Source organism: Comamonas serinivorans (assembly GCF_002158865.1).
Taxonomy (GTDB): Bacteria; Pseudomonadota; Gammaproteobacteria; order Burkholderiales; family Burkholderiaceae_C; genus Comamonas_E; species Comamonas_E serinivorans.
The window spans coordinates 1,959,462-1,976,467 of sequence record NZ_CP021455.1 but is presented as its reverse complement, the minus strand read 5'-3'; the positions used below and the strand labels follow the sequence as shown (position 1 = coordinate 1,976,467).

The following is a 17,006-nucleotide window of genomic DNA, read 5'->3' as shown; positions in this document are numbered from 1 at the left end:
TTTCTTTCGCGCCTTCTTCTCATGACCTTGATCGACGCCATCACCGCGCAGGCGCGGCGCCTGGACCACGCTGGCGTGGCCTTTGGCCAGGGCACGCTGGGCGCCTTCGACGAAGCCGCGTGGCTGGTGCTGTGGCGCCTGGGCTTGCCGCTGGACACCGACCTCGGCCCCGACGGTGCCGATGGCGGCCGCGTGCTCACGCCCGAGCAGCTGCGCGACATCGGCGCCCTGATCGAGCAGCGCATCGCCACGCGCCAGCCTGCGGCCTACCTCACACGCCAGGCCTGGCTGCAGGGCCTGCCGTTCTATGTCGACGAGCGCGTCATCATCCCGCGCAGCTTCATCGCCGAGCTGCTGGTCGATGGCAGCATCGACCCCTGGCTGGGTGAGCACACGCAGCGGGTGCTGGACCTGTGCACCGGCAACGGCAGCCTGGCCGTGATCGCCGCCCTCACCTACCCCGACACCCAGGTCACCGGCGCCGACATCTCGCCCGATGCGCTGCAGGTGGCGCGCATCAACGTCGGCCAGCATCACCTGGATGCGCGCATCGCCCTGGTCGAATCCGACGGCTTGGCCGCCCTGCCCGGCCCGTTTGACCTCGTGCTGTGCAACCCGCCCTACGTCAACGCCGCCAGCATGGCGGCGCTGCCGGCCGAGTTCCGCGCCGAACCCGCCCTGGCCCTGGACGGCAACACCGCCGGCAGCACCGATGGCATGGACTTCGTGCGCGCGCTGCTGCGCGAGTTGCCCGGCCGGCTGGCACCGCGCGGGGTGCTGGTGCTCGAGATCGGCCACGAGCGCTCGCACTTCGAGGCCGCCTTTCCCCACCTGGCCCCGGTGTGGCTGGACACCAGCGCCGGCGAAGACCAGGTGCTGCTGCTGACACGCGAGGACCTGGTAAACGCGCCAGGCTGACGCCGCTGGCGGCATGCGCGGGCGCCAAGGTGCGCAGGTTTCGGGTGGTGTCGCATGCACCAGCGCGGCTTGCCACCGCAGCCGCATGGCAGGCGACGGCCCCCAGGTTGGTCTCGCGTCACCCATGACTGCAGCCCTGGGGCGCATGAAACCGCCGCCTGCGCCACCCACGCCGCCTACGCGGCGGGGGCACGGTCCAACTCAACCCAGGGGCGGCGACCCACACGACCCGCTGCCCATTCGCACGGCGACACCTTGCATTGCCTGTCGTTTCGGCGATCCGAGCCGAGCCCATCAGTACCCCTGCCGGTCCGATGTGACATCATCGCCAACACCTCCATACACCTGTTGAGCCACCCCCATGGACCTGCGAGCGCTGCGCTACTTCATCGCCGTCGTCGAAGCCGGCAGCCTGTCGCGCGCCGCGCACTCGCTGTACGTGGCGCAGCCCGCGCTCACCGCGCAGATCAAGAAGCTCGAAGGCGAGCTGGGTGCGCAACTGCTGGAGCGCAGCCACGCGGGCGTCACGCCCACGCCAGCGGGCAGCCAGCTCTACGAGGACGCGCGCCGCCTGCTGTCCGATGCCGACGCCATGCGCGAACGCATCAAGCACGTGCCCCAGGGTCCCGAGGGTTCGGTCACCGTGGCCGTGCCCTTTCTGCTCACCACGCTGCTGCTGGGCCCGGTGATCGCCCGGCTGCGCGACCAGCACCCGCGCGTGCGCGTCTTCGTCATCGACGGCCTCAGCCTCACGGTGCACAAAGCCATGCTCGACGGCCGCGCCGACCTGGCCATCCTCGTCGATGCCCCGTCGCCGGGCGACCTGGTCTGCACGCCGCTGGCCGAAGAGGCCATGTACATCTGCGGCCAAGACCACGATGGCCGCGTGGCGCCCCTGCTGCAGCCCCAGGCCGGCAGCAGCCTGCCCGCCATGGCGTTTGCCGACGCGGCCGGCCTGCCGCTGGTGCTGCAGCCGCGCCGCTACGCCATCCGGCAGGCCGTCGAAGCCGCCGCCGAGGCCCAGGGCCTGCGGCTGAACATCGTGCACGAACACGACTCCGCGCGCGTGATCCGCTCGCTGTACCAGTGCGGCGCCGGTTTCACCTTCACGCCCGCCTGCTCGCTCACCGACGTGCCGCCCTGGCTGTGGCCGCAACTGGCCGATGCCGAACCGCAGGCGCGGCAGCGCCAAGGCTCAGGTCCAGGCCGCTGGCTGGTGGCCCAGGTCGTCGCCCCCGTGCTGCGGCGCCAGTACACCCTGGCGGTGCAGGCCAGGCGCGCGCAGGACGCCGCCACCCAAGCCGTGGCCCAGGCGCTGGCCGACCATGCACAGGACCTGATGCGGCAAGGCATCTGGCGCGCCACGCCGCTGTAGCGCGAGCGCTCTCGCGGCGGCATGCCCCGCGATGGACGCTGGCCAGACGCCGAACGCCAAGCAGAGCGAACGGGCCGGCGCCATCGGCAGGCTTGCGCGAGGGGGTCACTGCACGGTGACCTCATCGTCGGCCAGACATCACTTTCAGTGATGACCTCAGATCAACAAACGGTATTTCCTCTGACCGCCTCATCTCTGGAACAGTCCACCCACAGGCTGTGCATGGTGCACAGCGCGTTCAAGGATTGTTCCCATGCCCACCAGCGCTTCTGCCCTCGCCCCCCACCCCGCCGTCTCCGCGCCGGACACCGCCCACGGCCTGGCGCTGGGCCAGCCGGTGGCCAACGTGGGCGAACTGGTGGCCCGCAGCTGCCGCCTGCACGCGCGGCAATGGGCCGTCACCAGCGCCACGCGCGCCGTCACCTATGGCGAGCTGGAGCGGCGCTCGAACCGCCTGGCCAACGCCCTGTTGGCCCTGGGCCTGCGCCGCGGCGACCGCGTGGGCATCTACCTGGCGAATTGCGTCGAGATCGTCGAGATCGAGCTGGCCTGCTACAAGGCCGGGCTGATCAAGGCGCCGTTCAACGCCCGCCTGTCCCCGCGCGAGGTGGGCGACATCACCGCCAACAGCGACGCCGCCCTCATCATCACCACGGGCCAGCGCGCCGAGCAGATCCGCGCCCACCTGCCCAACCCGGCGCTGCCGCTGGTGCGCGTCGACGGCACGGGCGACACCGACTACGAAGGCCTGCTGGCGCGCGCCAGCGACGCCTTCACGCCCGTGGCCGTGCGCGAGCACGAGGTCGCCGTGCTGCACTACACCTCGGGCTCCTCCGGCGTGCTCAAGGCCGCCATGCAGACCTTCGGCAACCGCCTGGCGCAGTTGCGCAAGTTCCTGATGCGCGGCGAGGCCATGTTGCCCGGCCACGTGCTGGGCCTGGTCGGGCCGGTCACCCACGCCTCGGGCATGCAGATGGTGCCCACGCTGTGCCAGGGCGCCACCATCCACCTGTTCTCGGGTTTCGAGCCCGCGCGCTTCCTGGCCGACATGAAGGCCTTGCGCGTCACGCACACCTTCATGGTGCCCACCATGGTGGGCATGCTGCTGGCCGAAACCCAGAACCAGTACCGCCCGCTGCCCGACCTGCTGCGCCTGGGCTACGGCGCCGCCCCCATGGCGCCCGCCCGCATCCTGCAGGCCATGGACCGTTTCGGTCCCATCCTGAGCCAGGGCTATGGCGCTGGCGAAACCACTTCGGGCGTGTGCGCGCTGACCGTGCAGGACCACCTGTTTGCCCGCAGCGCGATGCCCGAGCGCCTGGCCTCGTGCGGCCGCCCCTTCCTCGAATCGCGCGTGGACATCGTGGACGATGCCGGCAACCCGGTGGCTCAAGGGGAAATTGGTGAAATCGTCGTTGGTGGCGCAGACGTGTTCGCCGGATACTGGCGCGCCCCCGAGCTGACGGCCGAGGTGCTGAAGAACGGCCGCTACCACACGGGCGACCTGGCGCGCATGGACGACGAGGGCTTCGTCTACATCGTCGACCGCAAAAAAGACATGGTGATCTCGGGCGGTTTCAACGTCTACCCGTCTGAGGTCGAGGCCGTGCTGTACGAGCACACCAGCGTGGCCGATGCCTGCGTGTTCGCCATCCCCGACGACAAATGGGGCGAGGCCGTGGCCGCGCACATCGTGCTCAAGCCCGGCCAGGCGCCCGACCTGGAGGCGCTGGACCGCTTCTGCGCCGAGCGCCTGGGCGGCTTCAAGCGCCCGCGCCACATCGAGTTCGTGGAGGCCCTGCCCAAGAACCCCAATGGCAAGGTCATGCGCAAGTCGGTGCAGGCGCCCTACTGGGCCAGCCTCAGCCGCAAGGTCAACTGACACCTGATACGGACCTCATTTCCTCACCACCCAGTATTGGGACAACTCGTCTGCCATTCCATTGGCAGCGGGTAATACTCCACTCCACCCTCACAAGGACGCCCCATGAACGCCAAAGACTCTTCGGCCTCGTTGGCCACCGCTGACCAGGCCCAGCCCGCCGCGCCGCTGCTGCAGATGCCGTTTGAGGGCTCGCCGCGCGCAGCCGAGCTGATCGCCGCCCTCCACACCTTCCTGCACGGCGAGCTGGCCGAGTTGGCCCGCGAGCACCGCATCGGCCACGACAACAGCCCCAGCAAGGCACTGCTCAAGCAGGTGTGGCAACGCTCGCGCGAGCTGGGCTTCTACGGCATGACCCTGCCCAAGGCCATGGGCGGCGAGGCGCTGTCGGTGCTCGACCAGGTGCTCATCAAAGAGGCGATCTACGCCAGCGGCTCGCCCTTTGCACCGCACGTGCTGGGCGAGCTGAGTGGCCCGCCGCGCATCGGCTCGCTGGTGCGCCAGGCCACGCCGTGGCAGATGGCGCACGTGATCGAGCCAGTGGCACGCGCCGAGCAGGCCATCTGCTTTGCCATGACCGAGGCCGGCGCCGGCTCGGACGCGGGCGCCGTGCAGACGCGCGCCGTGCGCGACGGCGACGGCTGGGTGCTGACGGGGCAAAAGCGCTTCATCTCGGGCTCGCCGTTCGCCGACTGGGCGGTGCTGATCGCCTCCACGGCCGAGGCGGACGCCGCACAGCGCGAAATCAGCGCCTTCTTCGTCGACCTGCACGCCCCCGGCGTGACGGTGACCAGCACCTACAAGACCATGGCCGGCCAATCCCACACCGGCGACATCACGCTGGACGGCGTGCGCGTGACGGCCGAGCAACTGATCGGCGAGCCGGGCCGCGGCCTGGGCCTGGCCCTGGGCCGCATCACGGTGAACCGGCTGCTGCACTGCCCCGCCATGCTGGGCCTGGCGCAGGTGGCGTTGCGCGACACGCGCGACTACGCACTCGGCCGCCAGCAGTTCGGCCGCAGCATCGCGCAGTTCCAGGCCATCCAGCACATGCTGGCCGACATGGCGACCGACTGGCAGGCCGCCCGTTCGCTGATGCTGCAAACAGCGCGCGCGCTGGACGCGGGCATCGACGCCCGCGCCCAGGCCTCGATGAGCAAGCTGTTCTGCTCCGAAGCCGCGTTCCGCATCGCCGACCAGGCCGTGCAGGTGCATGGTGGCGAAGGCATCGTGCAGGGCCGGCGCGTCGAGTTCCTGTTCCGCATGCTGCGCATGTACCGCGTGCTGACCGGCACCAGCGAAATCCAGCGCAACACCATCGCCAAGGAGCTGCTGGCCCCGGCCGGCTGAGCCGCGGAGTTGGTTGGGCGGCCCAAGCCACGCCGCGTTCCATGCCCGCGCGACAGGCGGGCCGCGCCAGGGTGTGGCCACACGCCCCACCCCTGTATCAGCTGCTGTCTTTCATTTTGAAAACTGCGCCTCACCCATACCCTTTTACACGAAGCGGCCAACGTTCCAGCGCCGCCACCCGGAGACTTTGCACATGTCCACTTCGTCCCAGGCTTTTGTCGCCCACCCCCCTGAACTCGCCTCGGCGCACCTGTCGCGCCGCAACCTGCTGCGCCTGGGCGTGGCCACCGGTGCCGGCGCCTGGCCGGCGCTGCACGCCGCGGCCCAGGGCCCGACGGACGCCTGGCCCAACCGCCCCATCAAGTGGGTGGTGCCCTACCTGGCGGGCACCGGCCCCGATTCGTCGGCGCGCATCCTGTCCGAAGCCGTGGGCACCGCGCTGGGCCAGCCCGTGGTGATCGAAAACCGGCCCGGCGCGGGCGGCAACATCGGGGCCCGCCTGGTCGCCCGCGCCCCGGCCGATGGCTACACCTGGCTGTACTCGGGCTCGCCTATGGCGGCGGCCATGCGGGTGTACAAGCAGCCGGGGTTCGACGTGTTCAAGGACTTCCAGCACGTGCTGGGCATGTCCCGCTCGGACATCCTGATCGTGGTGCAGCCCGAGTCGGGCATCCGCACGCTGGCCGATCTGGTGGCGCGCGCCAAGGCCGGGTCCATCACCTATGGCTCGGGCGGCGTGGGCACGCCGTCGCACCTGGGCGTGGAGCTGCTGCTGTCCAGCCTGAACCTGCAGGCCAACCACATCCCCTACAAAGGGGCCTCGGAGCTGGTGAACGCCATCATGGGCAAGCAGGTCACGTTTGGCGCGCCCGTTTTCTCGGTGGCCTACCCCTTTGTGCAAAGCGGCAAGATGCTGGCGCTGGGCGTGGCCAGCGCCCAACGCAACGCCCACCTGCCCAAGGTACCCACGCTGGCCGAGCAAGGCGTGGCGAACGTGAACCTGGTGTCCTGGGGCGGGCTCTCGGTGCCGGCCGGCACGCCGCCCGAGATCGTCGCCCGCCTGCGCCAGACCTTCGAGACCGTGCTGCGCAAACCCGACCTCGTCACCGCGCTGGAGCGCAACGGCGGCCTGGTCGATGTACGCGACGGCGAGCACTACACGCAGTCCTTCCAGCGCGAGATCGCCTTCACCGAAACCATGATGAAGCGCGTCAAGCTGGAGCCGATCTGACGCGGGTCCCCCCGAGTGTCCCGCCATGGCACGCGCTCGTTCTGAGCGTACGCCTGCCGACCTGCGCCGCCAAGGCGCGCCACGGACGGCTGCACACCGGCGGTTGCGGGATGTGCAGGATTGATTTTTTGCTACTTTTGCATCAAATTGCATCCATCGCACACCAGGGGGCCTTTCACACGGCTGAGCACGCGCAGCGCTCGCCCCGACAGCCCGGCCATGCAGCGGAATCCGGGTGGTTGGCGTGCCGCGCTCGGGTTCTCAGCAAGTGGCATCGGCGTGACTGCAGCCCACGCCAGCCCACCGGAAGCGCGGCACGCCCGGCGTCGGCGCATCAGACCCGCAAGCACGGGTATACAGGCAGGCTTCAGCAGGTCCAGACGGCAGATGCGGCATACTGCACGCATCACATGGCTCACCCCTGCCGCCCCATGCAGCACCACTTCATCGCCAACGGCCAGCAACCGTCCCTCTCTGGCCAGACCCTGCCGGTCATCGACCCGTCCGATGGCCAGGTGTTCGACGAAATCCAGCGTGGCAACGCCGACGACCTGAACCAGGCCGTGGCCGCCGCGCGCCATGCCTACGACACCGTCTGGCAGCGCACGCCCGCCTTCGAGCGCGGCCGGCTGCTGATGGCCCTGGCCCAGGCCGTGAGCGCCCGCACCGACGAGCTCGCGGCCCTCGAGCAGCGGGACTGCGGCAAGCCCACCCGGCAGGCCCTGGCCGATGCGCGCGCGCTGGCGCGCTACTTCGAGTTCTATGCCGGCGCCTGCGACAAGCTGCATGGCGAGACGCTGCCCTACCAGGACGGATTCAGCGTGCTGACCTGGCGCGAGCCCCACGGCGTGACCGGCCACATCGTGCCCTGGAACTACCCCATGCAGATCTTTGGCCGCAGCGTGGGTGCGGCCCTGGCTGCGGGCAACACCTGCGTGGTCAAGCCGGCCGAAGACGCCTGCCTGTCCATCCTGCGCGTGGCCGAAATGGCCGCCCAGATCGGCTTTCCGCCCGGGGTGTTGAACGTGGTGACGGGCCTGGGCCACGAGGTGGGCGACGCGCTCGCGCGCCACCCTGGCATAGACCACGTGAGCTTCACCGGCAGCCCGCGCGTGGGCACGCTGATCCAGCAGGCAGCGGCCGAACGCCACGCCCCGGTCACGCTGGAGCTGGGCGGCAAAAGCCCGCAGCTGGTGTTCGCCGATGCCGACCTCGACGCCGCGGTGCCCGTGATCGTGAACGCCATCACCCAGAACGCCGGCCAGACCTGCTCGGCCGGCTCGCGCGTGCTCATCGAGCGCAGCATCTACGAGCCCCTGATCGGGCGCCTGGCCGAGGCCTTCGAGGCCCTGCGCGTCGGCCCCGCCGCCATGGACCTGGACCTCGGCCCCCTCATCCGCGCCAGCCAGCAGCAGCGCGTGTGGGATTTCCTCTCCGACGCCCAGGTCGCCGGCATCCCGCTGGTTGCGCAGGGCCAGATCGTGGACGACGCGCCCGAGTCCGGCTTCTACCAGGCCCCCACGCTGCTGGCCGATGTGCCGCCCGAGCACCGCATTGCCCAGGACGAGGTGTTTGGCCCGGTGCTGTGCGCCACGCCGTTCGAAGACGAAGCCCACGCCCTGCAGCTGGCCAATGGCACGCCCTATGGCCTGGTCGCCGGGGTCTGGACGCGGGACGGCGCGCGCCAGTTCCGCCTGGCGCGCCAGCTGCATTGCGGCCAGGTCTTCGTCAACAACTATGGGGCGGGCGGCGGTGTCGAGCTGCCGTTCGGCGGCGTGAAGTCCTCGGGCCACGGCCGCGAGAAGGGCTTCGAGGCCTTGTATGGCTTCACCACGCTGAAGACCGTGGCCCTGCGCCACGGTTAGAAAATGCGCTTCAGACACATTGAGAGGCACCACCGCACGCGCACATCACTTCGGACTGTGGAAGGGTGGCAAATTCACGTACGCATTTGAAACTTGCATGCAAGAATGCATCCTTCAACTTGAGGGGTAGGGATGCGTTTCACTGTGTCGTCATCTGCAGGCAAGGCCTTCACGCCGCTGTGCCTTGCGCTTGCCACCCTCTGGAGCCCAGGCGCGCATGCGGAGGTGGTGACCGCTGACTCCAATTATTTTGCGGGGTGGCAGGTCGCCATATTTGACGACCCGGCGGTGACTTTCGCCAAAGGCACGCCCGTCAGCGCGACCTTGCAGGGCATGCCTTTCACGCTCGATTGGCTGGGGGACGTCGGAAGTGGCTCGCATCCTTGGTTGCGGTGGTCTGGCACCAACCTGAACCTGATGTCGAGCACGGCGACCCGTCCTGCCAACATCGGCCTGCCCACCGCTGCCGCAGGCAACGTTTGGGAAGCCGGTGGTGGTGTGCATTCGGTGAAGTTTCTCGCTCCCATGCTCGTTGGCACCACGCTGATCAGTCATGATCTGGACGCCACGGATGCCAGCCAATATCGGTTCTTCCGCTGCGACGGCACGCAGCTCGATGCGGCAGCGTCTGTGGAATTCCTTCAGATTTCCACGTCGAGCATCCCCACGCAGACGCCCCCCGTTGCTGGCGCGGTGGACTCCTTCTGGCAATTGGAGAGCCCGGCCAACGCCCCCACCAACGGCATCGTCTCTGGCTTGATCATCAAGGCCACCGACGTGTGTGAGATCCGCACCACCGAGTTGGGACGCTCGGGTCACTCCACCATTGACTACATGCTGGCGCTGGCACCCGCTGAGCCTCAGCCGGTCAACGACACCCGCAGCACCCCTGTCAACACGCCCATCACCATCGACGTTCGCAGCAACGACACGGTATCTCAGCCCAGCATGGCATTGGACATGCCCACTGTGACGGTCCCCCCGACGAATGGCACCGTCCTCGTGGACGCCACCGGCAGCGTGGTCTACCGACCCAACCCTGCCTTTGTGGGCACCGACACGTTTACCTATGAGGTCTGCACGGCCGTGACCGGCCCGGCCCGCCGCTGCGAGGTGGCTCAAGTCACCATCACGGTGACCGCAGCCGCAGCCCCCACGCCCGTCCCCGTGAACAGCCCACTCAGCTTGCTGGCGCTGGCCAGTCTGCTGGGCTGGGTCGCACGTCGCACCACGCGCCGTTGAGTGCCCTGACCGAATCGTGGCGGGCCTTGCCCGGCAATCCGCTGCTTCGTGTCTGTGTTCACCTTGGCGTCAATGCAGGGCTTGGTAGATCGCCGTCGCCAGGTCGTGCGAGATGCCGGGCACGCTGAGGATGTCTTCCACGCTCGCGTTCTCCACCCCACGCACGCCGCCGAAGCGCTGCAGCAGCGCCGCCCGCTTGCGCGGCCCCACGCCGGGGATGTCTTCGAGACGGCTGCCGCCGGTGCGCACCTTGGCGCGCGCGGCACGCATGCCGGTGATGGCGAAGCGGTGCGCCTCGTCGCGGATCTGCGCCACCAGCATCAGGGCCGCCGAATCCTTGCCCAGGTAGACCTTCTCGCGCCCATCGGCAAACACCAGCTCTTCCAGGCCGACCTTGCGGCCTTCGCCTTTTTCCACGCCGACGATGAGCGAGAGGTCCAGGCCCAGGTGCGCGAACACCTCGCGCGCCATGCTGACCTGCCCTTTGCCGCCATCGACCAGCACCAGATCCGGCAGGCGCAGGTCGGCGCCCGGCGTGCTGCCTTCCTCCTTGGCCACCCGCAGGCCTTCGGCCACCTTGCCGTAGCGGCGCAACAGCACCTGGCGCATGGCGGCGTAGTCGTCACCAGGCGTGATGTCGTCGATCTTGTAGCGGCGGTACTCGCTCGACTGCATGCGGTGTGCCTGGAACACCACGCAGCTGGCCTGCGTGGCTTCGCCGGCCGTGTGCGAAATGTCGAAACACTCGATGCGCAGCGTGTCGAGCTCGTCCATGGGCAGGTCCAGCGCCTCGGCCAGGGCGCGCGTGCGCGCCTGCTGCGAGCCTTCTTCGGACAGCAGGCGGGCCAGCTGCAGGGCCGCGTTCTTCTCGGCCATCTCCAGCCACACGCGGCGCTGCTCGCGGGGGTTGTGCACGGCGCGCAGCTTCAGGCCCAGCTCGGCCGACAGGGCACGCAACAGCTCGCGGTCCACGGGCTCGCTGGTGATGAGCTGCGGCGGCGCGGGCACATGCAGGTAGTGCTGAGCGATGAAGGCCTGCAGCACCTGACGCGCCGCGCGCCCCGGATCCAGCACGATGCGCTCGCGGGCCGCGCTGTCGGCCGGCACCGGCGCTGGACTGGCTGCCGCTGCGGCGCTGGCTGTCGCGGTCGGCACGCCGGGTTGGACCGAGCCGCCCTCAAGGGGCATGACCCCCTTGGGGTCTTGCGCGATGCGCGGTGGCGCGGCCTCGTCAGCCGAGTCAGCCAGAGCAGGTGCACCGCACACGGCCGACGCATCGGGTGAAGCCGGTGCCTCGTGCGGCGCGGATCCCGCAGCGGATGCCGGCGCAGCAGACTGCGCACCGGCCGGGGCATTCACCGGGGTATCGGCCGCTACTGATGGCAGATCAATCGCCTCATCCTCAAACCCCTCGCCTTCGCGCGCCAACACATAGGCATCTTCCACGTGCGAGGGGAAATAGGCGCGGTCGCCCAGGTGGCGGCCACCGCGCACCATGGCCAAGTTCACGCAGGCCCGGCCGCCCTGCACCTTGACGGCGATGATGTCGACGTCCACGTCGTCCGCGGCCTCGACGGCCTGCTGGTGCAGCACGGCGGACAGGGCCTCGATCTGGTTGCGCACCTGGGCCGCTTCTTCAAAGCGCAGGTGCTCGGCGTGGTCCAGCATGCGCGTCTGCAGGCCCTGGATCACCGTCTGCGTTTCGCCGCGCAGGAATTGCTCGGCACTGGCCACGTCCTGCGCATAGGCGGCCGCGCTGATGTGGTGCACGCACGGGCCACTGCAGCGCTTGATCTGGTAGAGCAGGCAGGGGCGCGAGCGGTTGGCGAACACCGTGTCTTCACAGCTGCGCAGCTTGAACACCTTCTGCAGCAGCTGCAGGCTTTGCTTCACGGCCCAGGCGTTGGGATACGGCCCAAAATAGCGGTTGCGCTTGTCCACGGCGCCCCGGTAATAGGCGATGCGCGGCCAGTCGCCGGGGCGCACCTCGCCCACATCGGCGCGCGCCGGGGGCGGACCGCCACGCCCGGTCAGCTTGACGTAGGGGTAGCTCTTGTCGTCGCGGAACAAGATGTTGAACTTGGGCGCGAGCGACTTGATGAGGTTGTTTTCGAGCAGCAGCGCCTCGGCCTCGGAGCGCACCACCGTGGTCTCCATGCGCGCGATCTTGCCCACCATGAGGCCGATGCGCGTGCCGCCGTGGTTCTTTTGAAAGTAGCTCGAGACGCGGCGCTTGAGGTTGCGCGCCTTGCCTACGTAGAGCACGCCATCCTGCGCGTCAAAGTAGCGGTACACGCCGGGCAGCGACGGCAAGGCGGCAACCTGGGCCAGCAGCTCGGCACTGTGCGGTCCGGCAGCTGGCTCGGCCGGGTCAGCCACCTGCGCCGGTGTCTCCAGGTCTGGCGCCTCCGACGGGCCATGAGCGGCCTCTGAGGCGGAACCGGCCGGCAACCCCGCTTGACCCGATGTGCCCTCGCCCACACGCAGACCCGCAAGGTCCGGCCCGGGCGCCTGAAGCGAATCGGGGGACACAGCCGGTGAGGGAGCAGCAGACTTCTTGGGCATGACGCGAGTGTAAGGAGACGACGCGGGGGTCAGGCGGCGGCCAGGGCCGCAAGCAGGCGCAGGTGTCGTTCAGCGCGAGCGGTTCCGCCGATCCATTCCGTACGTCCTCTTCAGCGAGCCGAACGGCACAGGCCTGGCGGACACGCCCGCGCAATGCAATGGGTCCCCACATGCGGGTCGACACGGCAGAGGTCAATGCCTGCGGTTTGGCGGGCCTGCAAGCGACGGTGTCTCCGGAGCCGCATCCCCAGAAACGCCTTCACGAAGCCACACGGCAGCGGCGGACTGTTTGAGGCAGGTGCGCGCCAAGTCCCGTCGCCCCAACCGGGTCAGTCCGCAAGGCAGCGCAACCGGCTGCGTCGCCCTGATGCCCGGCGTCCACGCGTTACCAGAACTTCCACCAGGGTTTGCGCTTGGGCGGCACCTCGGGCGCCGGTGCGACGGGTGCTGCGTCGTCGGCAGGCGTGACCTCCACACCGGGCAGGTCGGCTTCACCAAGCTCACCCGTCTGGCTGGCCGGCTCGGCCTGCAGCGTGGACGCCGTCGCGTCGGCGGCAGCCTCATCGGCAGCGCTGTCGGAGAGCGCCGGCAGCGGGGTGTCCACCGGTGCAGGCGGCGCCTCGCCGTCCTCATGCGGCCCCTCAGGCTGGCGCGCCTCACCCATGTCCGTGTCGAAGGCCGACTTCGCCTCAGCCTCACCCTGATCAGGAGTATCAACCGATTCCCGATGATGAGAAAACGACAAGGGCTCCATACCCTCATCGTCATCGTGAATGGGCAACAGGGACTCGGTCTGCGTGAGCCCAGGCGCCACCAAGTGGTCGAGCAGCAAGGCCTGTTCCCAGCGTGGGTCGGCGCGCAAGGCGGCGAGCTGCAGCGTGGCGTCGGCATTGCCCAGGTCCGCGGCCGCCTGGTACAGGTTCTGCACCTGCACGCGCGCGTTGGGGCCCATCTCCACCACCCCGCCATCGGCGATGGCCTGCAAGCCCGTGGCCGCACGCCAGACGCGTTCGCGCACGGCTTCGCGCGACAGATCCGCGCCGACGTCATCCGCAGACGCAGCGCCGGCCACCCGCGCATCGGCCAGCAGGGCCTGCACATTGGCCAACAGCTCGACCTGCACCTGGCGGATGGCGTCGCTCGCCCGGACGTTGCCGCTGCCGGCCACCTCGTGCAGCTGGCGCAGCCCTTCGCCCAGGGCGTCGGCATCGCCGTGCACCAGCAGCTGGCCCAGCGCAAAGCGCGCCGTCAGCGAGCCCACCACGGCCTGCTCGGCCAGCTGCAGGCTGGCCCGATCACGCGCTGCCGTGCTCACTGCGGGTTGGGCGGCCAGGCTGGCCAGGTGTTCATAGGCGGGTTCGAAACCTTCGGCCACCGCGTCGCTGAGCCAGCTCACCACCTGGTCCAGCTCGAGTGGCGCGCCAGCCTGAATCGCCTGGGCCAGCAACCAAGTGGCCACGTGGTCACCGCCTTCGGCCTTGGCCACGAACAGCGGCAGCCGCGCGTCGACGTCCTCGATCAGGGCCCGGTCCGAACCGGTTTTGAGCAGGCCCAGGTTGTACATGGCCGCCAGATGGCCCTGCTGGGCAGCGCGCGACAGCCATTGCGTGCCCCGTGCCGTGTCCTGCGCCACGCCCTGGCCGTGCAGCAGCGCCAGCGCCAGGCAGAACTGCGAGGACGCATGGCCACGCTGGGCCGCCCGCTCCCAGTAGCGGGCACTGCGCGCGGGGTTCTTGCTCATCATGCCGACCAGGTACTGCGCCAGCACCGCCTCGCGGTCGGCGGCCTGGGTCAGCCAGGCATAGGCCTTGTGCGGATCCCGGTCGATGCCGGCCCCGCGCAGCAGGCGGATGCCAAGGTACAGCATGGCCTTGGCGTCGCCTTGCTCGGCACGCGCCTTGAGGGTGTCCACGACCAGGCCGTCTGCAGCATGGTAGGACTGGGTGTCGGTGCCCACGCGCGTGGCCCGCGCCACGAAATCGGCGCCGGCAAAGGCCTGCTCGCGGCCGCCACCCACGTCCAGCACGGCGCGAAAATCCCGGCCCTCGCCCTGCAAAGCCTGCAGGCGGCCGCCACTCATGCCGCCATCGAGGGCCACCGCATCGCCCACCGCCATGGTCTCGCCCTGCGCGTAACGCGGCGCGGCAGCAACCGGCGGCGCCACGGGAACTGCCTGGGCGCCGGCTGCCACGCCTGGCGACTCGGGTTCAGGCATGGATGCCACCTGGGCTGAATCAGAGGCGGCCGCATGTGGAGGTGATGCCGCATCAGAAGCCACGCCGGCGGCTGAATCGGGCGCCGATTCGACGCGCGCGCGGGCCGCGGCGAGACCGGCTTCCCACCGCGTCTGGCTCGCTGCCGTGCCGACCCCGAGGTGATCGGGCGGTGGCACGCCCGCTTCGGCCGGGCTGTCGGCGCCCTGAGCCGGCGCGGTCCGGCCACCTTGCTTCTGCGCCAGAAAATCGCGCAGCGCCGCTGCATCGGCCGCGCGGTATCGGGTCGTGCTGACCGGGCGCGGCCCTTTGCCGGCGTCGGCCAGGGGCGAGCCCCCCAGGCGCTGCCACGCCATGCGCAGGAAGGCGCGCACCGGCGTCAGCGTCAGGCCGTCCACGGCGGCCTGGGTTTGCGCCTGCGCCCACAGGCTTTTCAAACCACTCGAAAACGGCTGCATGGGCAGCGACAGCGGCACCTCGCCCAAACGGTCCGCCCCACGCCAGGCGCCAGCGGCCCGCAACTGGCCTTGCGCGTCCATTTCCAGCAACACCTCGCTGCCCGCGTCCTCGGCGTCGAACACGGTGGCAAACCCTGGCACCGACAGCCGCTTGCAGACCTGTTGCAGCAACGGCACGCCGCCCCCATCGCGCAGCTGCCACAGGCCCTCGTCGGGGCTGATGCGCCACACGTGCCACAACCCCGCGCCGGCCAGCAGCTCCACCACGGGCCCCTCGGCGGCAGCGTCCGGCCCGTCATCCGGCAGCAGCCCGCAATGCGCCATGGCCAGGTCGATTTCGTGGGCGATGGCCTGGGCACTGGGATGGCAGACGAACGCGGTGGTGGGTCTCGAAAAGATGGGATCCATGACAAGCGGGCCTGAGAGGAATGCACAGATGTTATCTCTTGTTGCCAGATGTATCTCACCCGGGGCGAGCTCAGGACAAGAAATTGCGCTTCATCGACAATACCGGGATGCTCAAAGCCCCCGAATTGCTCCTGCCAGCGGGCTCGCTGGACAAAATGCGTGCCGCCTACGACTTTGGCGCCGACGCCATCTATGCCGGCCAGCCCCGCTATTCCCTGCGCGCGCGCAACAACGAATTCCGCCTGGAGCAGATCGCTCAAGGCATTGCCGAAGCCCACGCACGCGGCAAGAAGTTCTTCGTCACCAGCAACCTGATCGCCCACAACGACAAGGTTCGCACCTACATCCGCGACATTGAGCCCGTGATGGCGCTCAAACCCGATGCCTTCATCATGGCCGACCCCGGCCTGATGATGATGGTCAAGGACAAGTGGCCCGAGGCCGAGATCCACCTCTCGGTGCAGGCCAACACCACCAACTGGGCGACGGTGAAGTTCTGGCAGAAGGCCGGTGTCTCGCGCATCATCCTCTCGCGCGAGCTGAGCCTGGACGAGATCGAGAAGATCCGCCAGGAATGCCCCGACATGGAGATCGAGGTCTTCGTGCACGGTGCCTTGTGCATCGCCTACTCGGGCCGCTGCCTGCTGTCGGGCTACTTCAACCGCCGCGATCCCAATCAGGGCACCTGCACCAACGCCTGCCGCTGGGAATACAAGACACACGAGGCGGCCGTGGACCCGAACACCGGCGAAGCACTGGCCACCTCGCTAGAACAGGGCTTCAACTTCGACAAGGCCCGCGAGGAAGCCGATGCGCAGTTCAGCACCTGCGGCAATGGCGAGCGCCACCCCCAGGCCGACCAGGTCTACCTCATCGAGGAAATCGGCCGGCCCGGCGAGCACATGCCCATCATGGAAGACGAGCACGGCACCTACATCATGAACTCCAAGGACCTGCGTGCCGTGGAGCACGTGGAGCGCCTGGTGAAGATCGGCGTCGATTCGCTCAAGATCGAGGGCCGCACCAAGAGCCTGTACTACGTGGCGCGCACGGCACAGGTTTACCGCCGCGCCATCGACGACGCGGTGGCCGGCAGGCCGTTCAACCCGAACCTCATCACCGAGCTCGAGGGACTGGCCAACCGTGGCTACACCGGCGGCCTGCTGGAGCGGCGCCCCGCGAACGACTACCAGAATTACGAAACCGGCCACAGCGTGCTGCAGCGCAGCCACTTTGTCGGCGAAGTGCGCAGCGCGCGCGATGATGGCTGGGTCGAGATCGAGGCCAAGAACCGCTTTGCCGTGGGCGACACCATCGAGGTCATCCACCCCAGCGGCAACCGCACCTTGACCATCACCGAGATGCACAACGCCGACGGCCAGTCGGTGGACGTCGCCCCCGGCAACCCGCACCGCGTCTGGTTGCCCATCCCCGGCCCCACTCAAGGGGCCTTGATTGCTCGCTTGCTGCAGCCCACGCCGTGACCGTGCGGTGCGCCG

General features: G+C 69.1%; 10 protein-coding genes. 8 read left to right on the top strand and 2 right to left on the bottom strand.

Features of this window, described 5'->3' with window-relative positions; translation table 11 throughout:
• The first annotated feature begins 21 nt into the window (after window positions 1-21).
• From prmB to CCO03_RS08305, 7 genes are all read left to right on the top strand, one after another.
• The gene (gene prmB, locus CCO03_RS08335; protein WP_087279735.1) at window positions 22-918 is read left to right on the top strand and encodes a 50S ribosomal protein L3 N(5)-glutamine methyltransferase; all 897 of its coding nucleotides are present in this window, start codon (window positions 22-24) and stop codon (window positions 916-918) included.
• Window positions 919-1,279: 361 nt separating this feature from the next.
• Window positions 1,280-2,293 (top strand): LysR family transcriptional regulator, encoded by a 1,014-nt coding sequence (locus CCO03_RS08330; protein WP_087279733.1) that lies wholly within the window; start codon window positions 1,280-1,282, stop codon window positions 2,291-2,293.
• Between the two features lie 253 nt (window positions 2,294-2,546).
• Window positions 2,547-4,175 (top strand): AMP-binding protein, encoded by a 1,629-nt coding sequence (locus CCO03_RS08325; protein ID WP_087279731.1) that lies wholly within the window; start codon window positions 2,547-2,549, stop codon window positions 4,173-4,175.
• Window positions 4,176-4,280: 105 nt separating this feature from the next.
• On the top strand, window positions 4,281-5,525 hold the full coding sequence (locus CCO03_RS08320; protein WP_087279729.1) for an acyl-CoA dehydrogenase family protein: 1,245 nt from the start codon (window positions 4,281-4,283) through the stop codon (window positions 5,523-5,525).
• Between the two features lie 193 nt (window positions 5,526-5,718).
• Window positions 5,719-6,756 (top strand): Bug family tripartite tricarboxylate transporter substrate binding protein, encoded by a 1,038-nt coding sequence (locus CCO03_RS08315; RefSeq protein WP_087279726.1) that lies wholly within the window; start codon window positions 5,719-5,721, stop codon window positions 6,754-6,756.
• Between the two features lie 431 nt (window positions 6,757-7,187).
• Window positions 7,188-8,621 (top strand): aldehyde dehydrogenase family protein, encoded by a 1,434-nt coding sequence (locus CCO03_RS08310; RefSeq protein ID WP_087279723.1) that lies wholly within the window; start codon window positions 7,188-7,190, stop codon window positions 8,619-8,621.
• Window positions 8,622-8,753: 132 nt separating this feature from the next.
• On the top strand, window positions 8,754-9,863 hold the full coding sequence (locus CCO03_RS08305; RefSeq protein ID WP_087279720.1) for an Ig-like domain-containing protein: 1,110 nt from the start codon (window positions 8,754-8,756) through the stop codon (window positions 9,861-9,863).
• 69 nt (window positions 9,864-9,932) lie between these two features.
• On the opposite strand, the gene uvrC is transcribed toward CCO03_RS08305, so the two are convergent.
• Together uvrC and CCO03_RS08295 are read right to left on the bottom strand one after the other, a co-directional pair.
• A complete protein-coding gene (gene uvrC / locus CCO03_RS08300; RefSeq protein WP_418236055.1) occupies window positions 9,933-12,242 on the bottom strand; it encodes an excinuclease ABC subunit UvrC in 2,310 nt (769 codons plus the stop codon).
• A gap of 571 nt (window positions 12,243-12,813) precedes the next feature.
• Window positions 12,814-15,507: a tetratricopeptide repeat protein gene (locus tag CCO03_RS08295; protein ID WP_087279713.1), complete on the bottom strand. Its 2,694-nt coding sequence runs from the start codon at window positions 15,505-15,507 to the stop codon at window positions 12,814-12,816.
• 107 nt (window positions 15,508-15,614) lie between these two features.
• Here CCO03_RS08295 and trhP point away from each other — a divergent pair, with 107 nt between their 5' ends.
• Window positions 15,615-16,991 (top strand): prephenate-dependent tRNA uridine(34) hydroxylase TrhP, encoded by a 1,377-nt coding sequence (trhP, locus tag CCO03_RS08290; RefSeq protein ID WP_087279710.1) that lies wholly within the window; start codon window positions 15,615-15,617, stop codon window positions 16,989-16,991.
• Window positions 16,992-17,006: the final 15 nt, after the last annotated feature.

Bases quoted from the DNA above. Each gene is read 5' to 3' on its own strand.
- CCO03_RS08305 (WP_087279720.1), top strand. From the start codon at position 8,754: ATGCGTTTCACTGTGTCGTCATCTGCAGGCAAGGCCTTCACGCCGCTG.
- CCO03_RS08320 (WP_087279729.1), top strand. From the start codon at position 4,281: ATGAACGCCAAAGACTCTTCGGCCTCGTTGGCCACCGCTGACCAGGCC.
- CCO03_RS08310 (WP_087279723.1), top strand. From the start codon at position 7,188: ATGCAGCACCACTTCATCGCCAACGGCCAGCAACCGTCCCTCTCTGGC.
- CCO03_RS08325 (WP_087279731.1), top strand. From the start codon at position 2,547: ATGCCCACCAGCGCTTCTGCCCTCGCCCCCCACCCCGCCGTCTCCGCG.
- trhP (WP_087279710.1), top strand. From the start codon at position 15,615: ATGCTCAAAGCCCCCGAATTGCTCCTGCCAGCGGGCTCGCTGGACAAA.
- CCO03_RS08295 (WP_087279713.1), bottom strand. From the start codon at position 15,507: ATGGATCCCATCTTTTCGAGACCCACCACCGCGTTCGTCTGCCATCCC.
- CCO03_RS08330 (WP_087279733.1), top strand. From the start codon at position 1,280: ATGGACCTGCGAGCGCTGCGCTACTTCATCGCCGTCGTCGAAGCCGGC.
- CCO03_RS08315 (WP_087279726.1), top strand. From the start codon at position 5,719: ATGTCCACTTCGTCCCAGGCTTTTGTCGCCCACCCCCCTGAACTCGCC.
- prmB (WP_087279735.1), top strand. From the start codon at position 22: ATGACCTTGATCGACGCCATCACCGCGCAGGCGCGGCGCCTGGACCAC.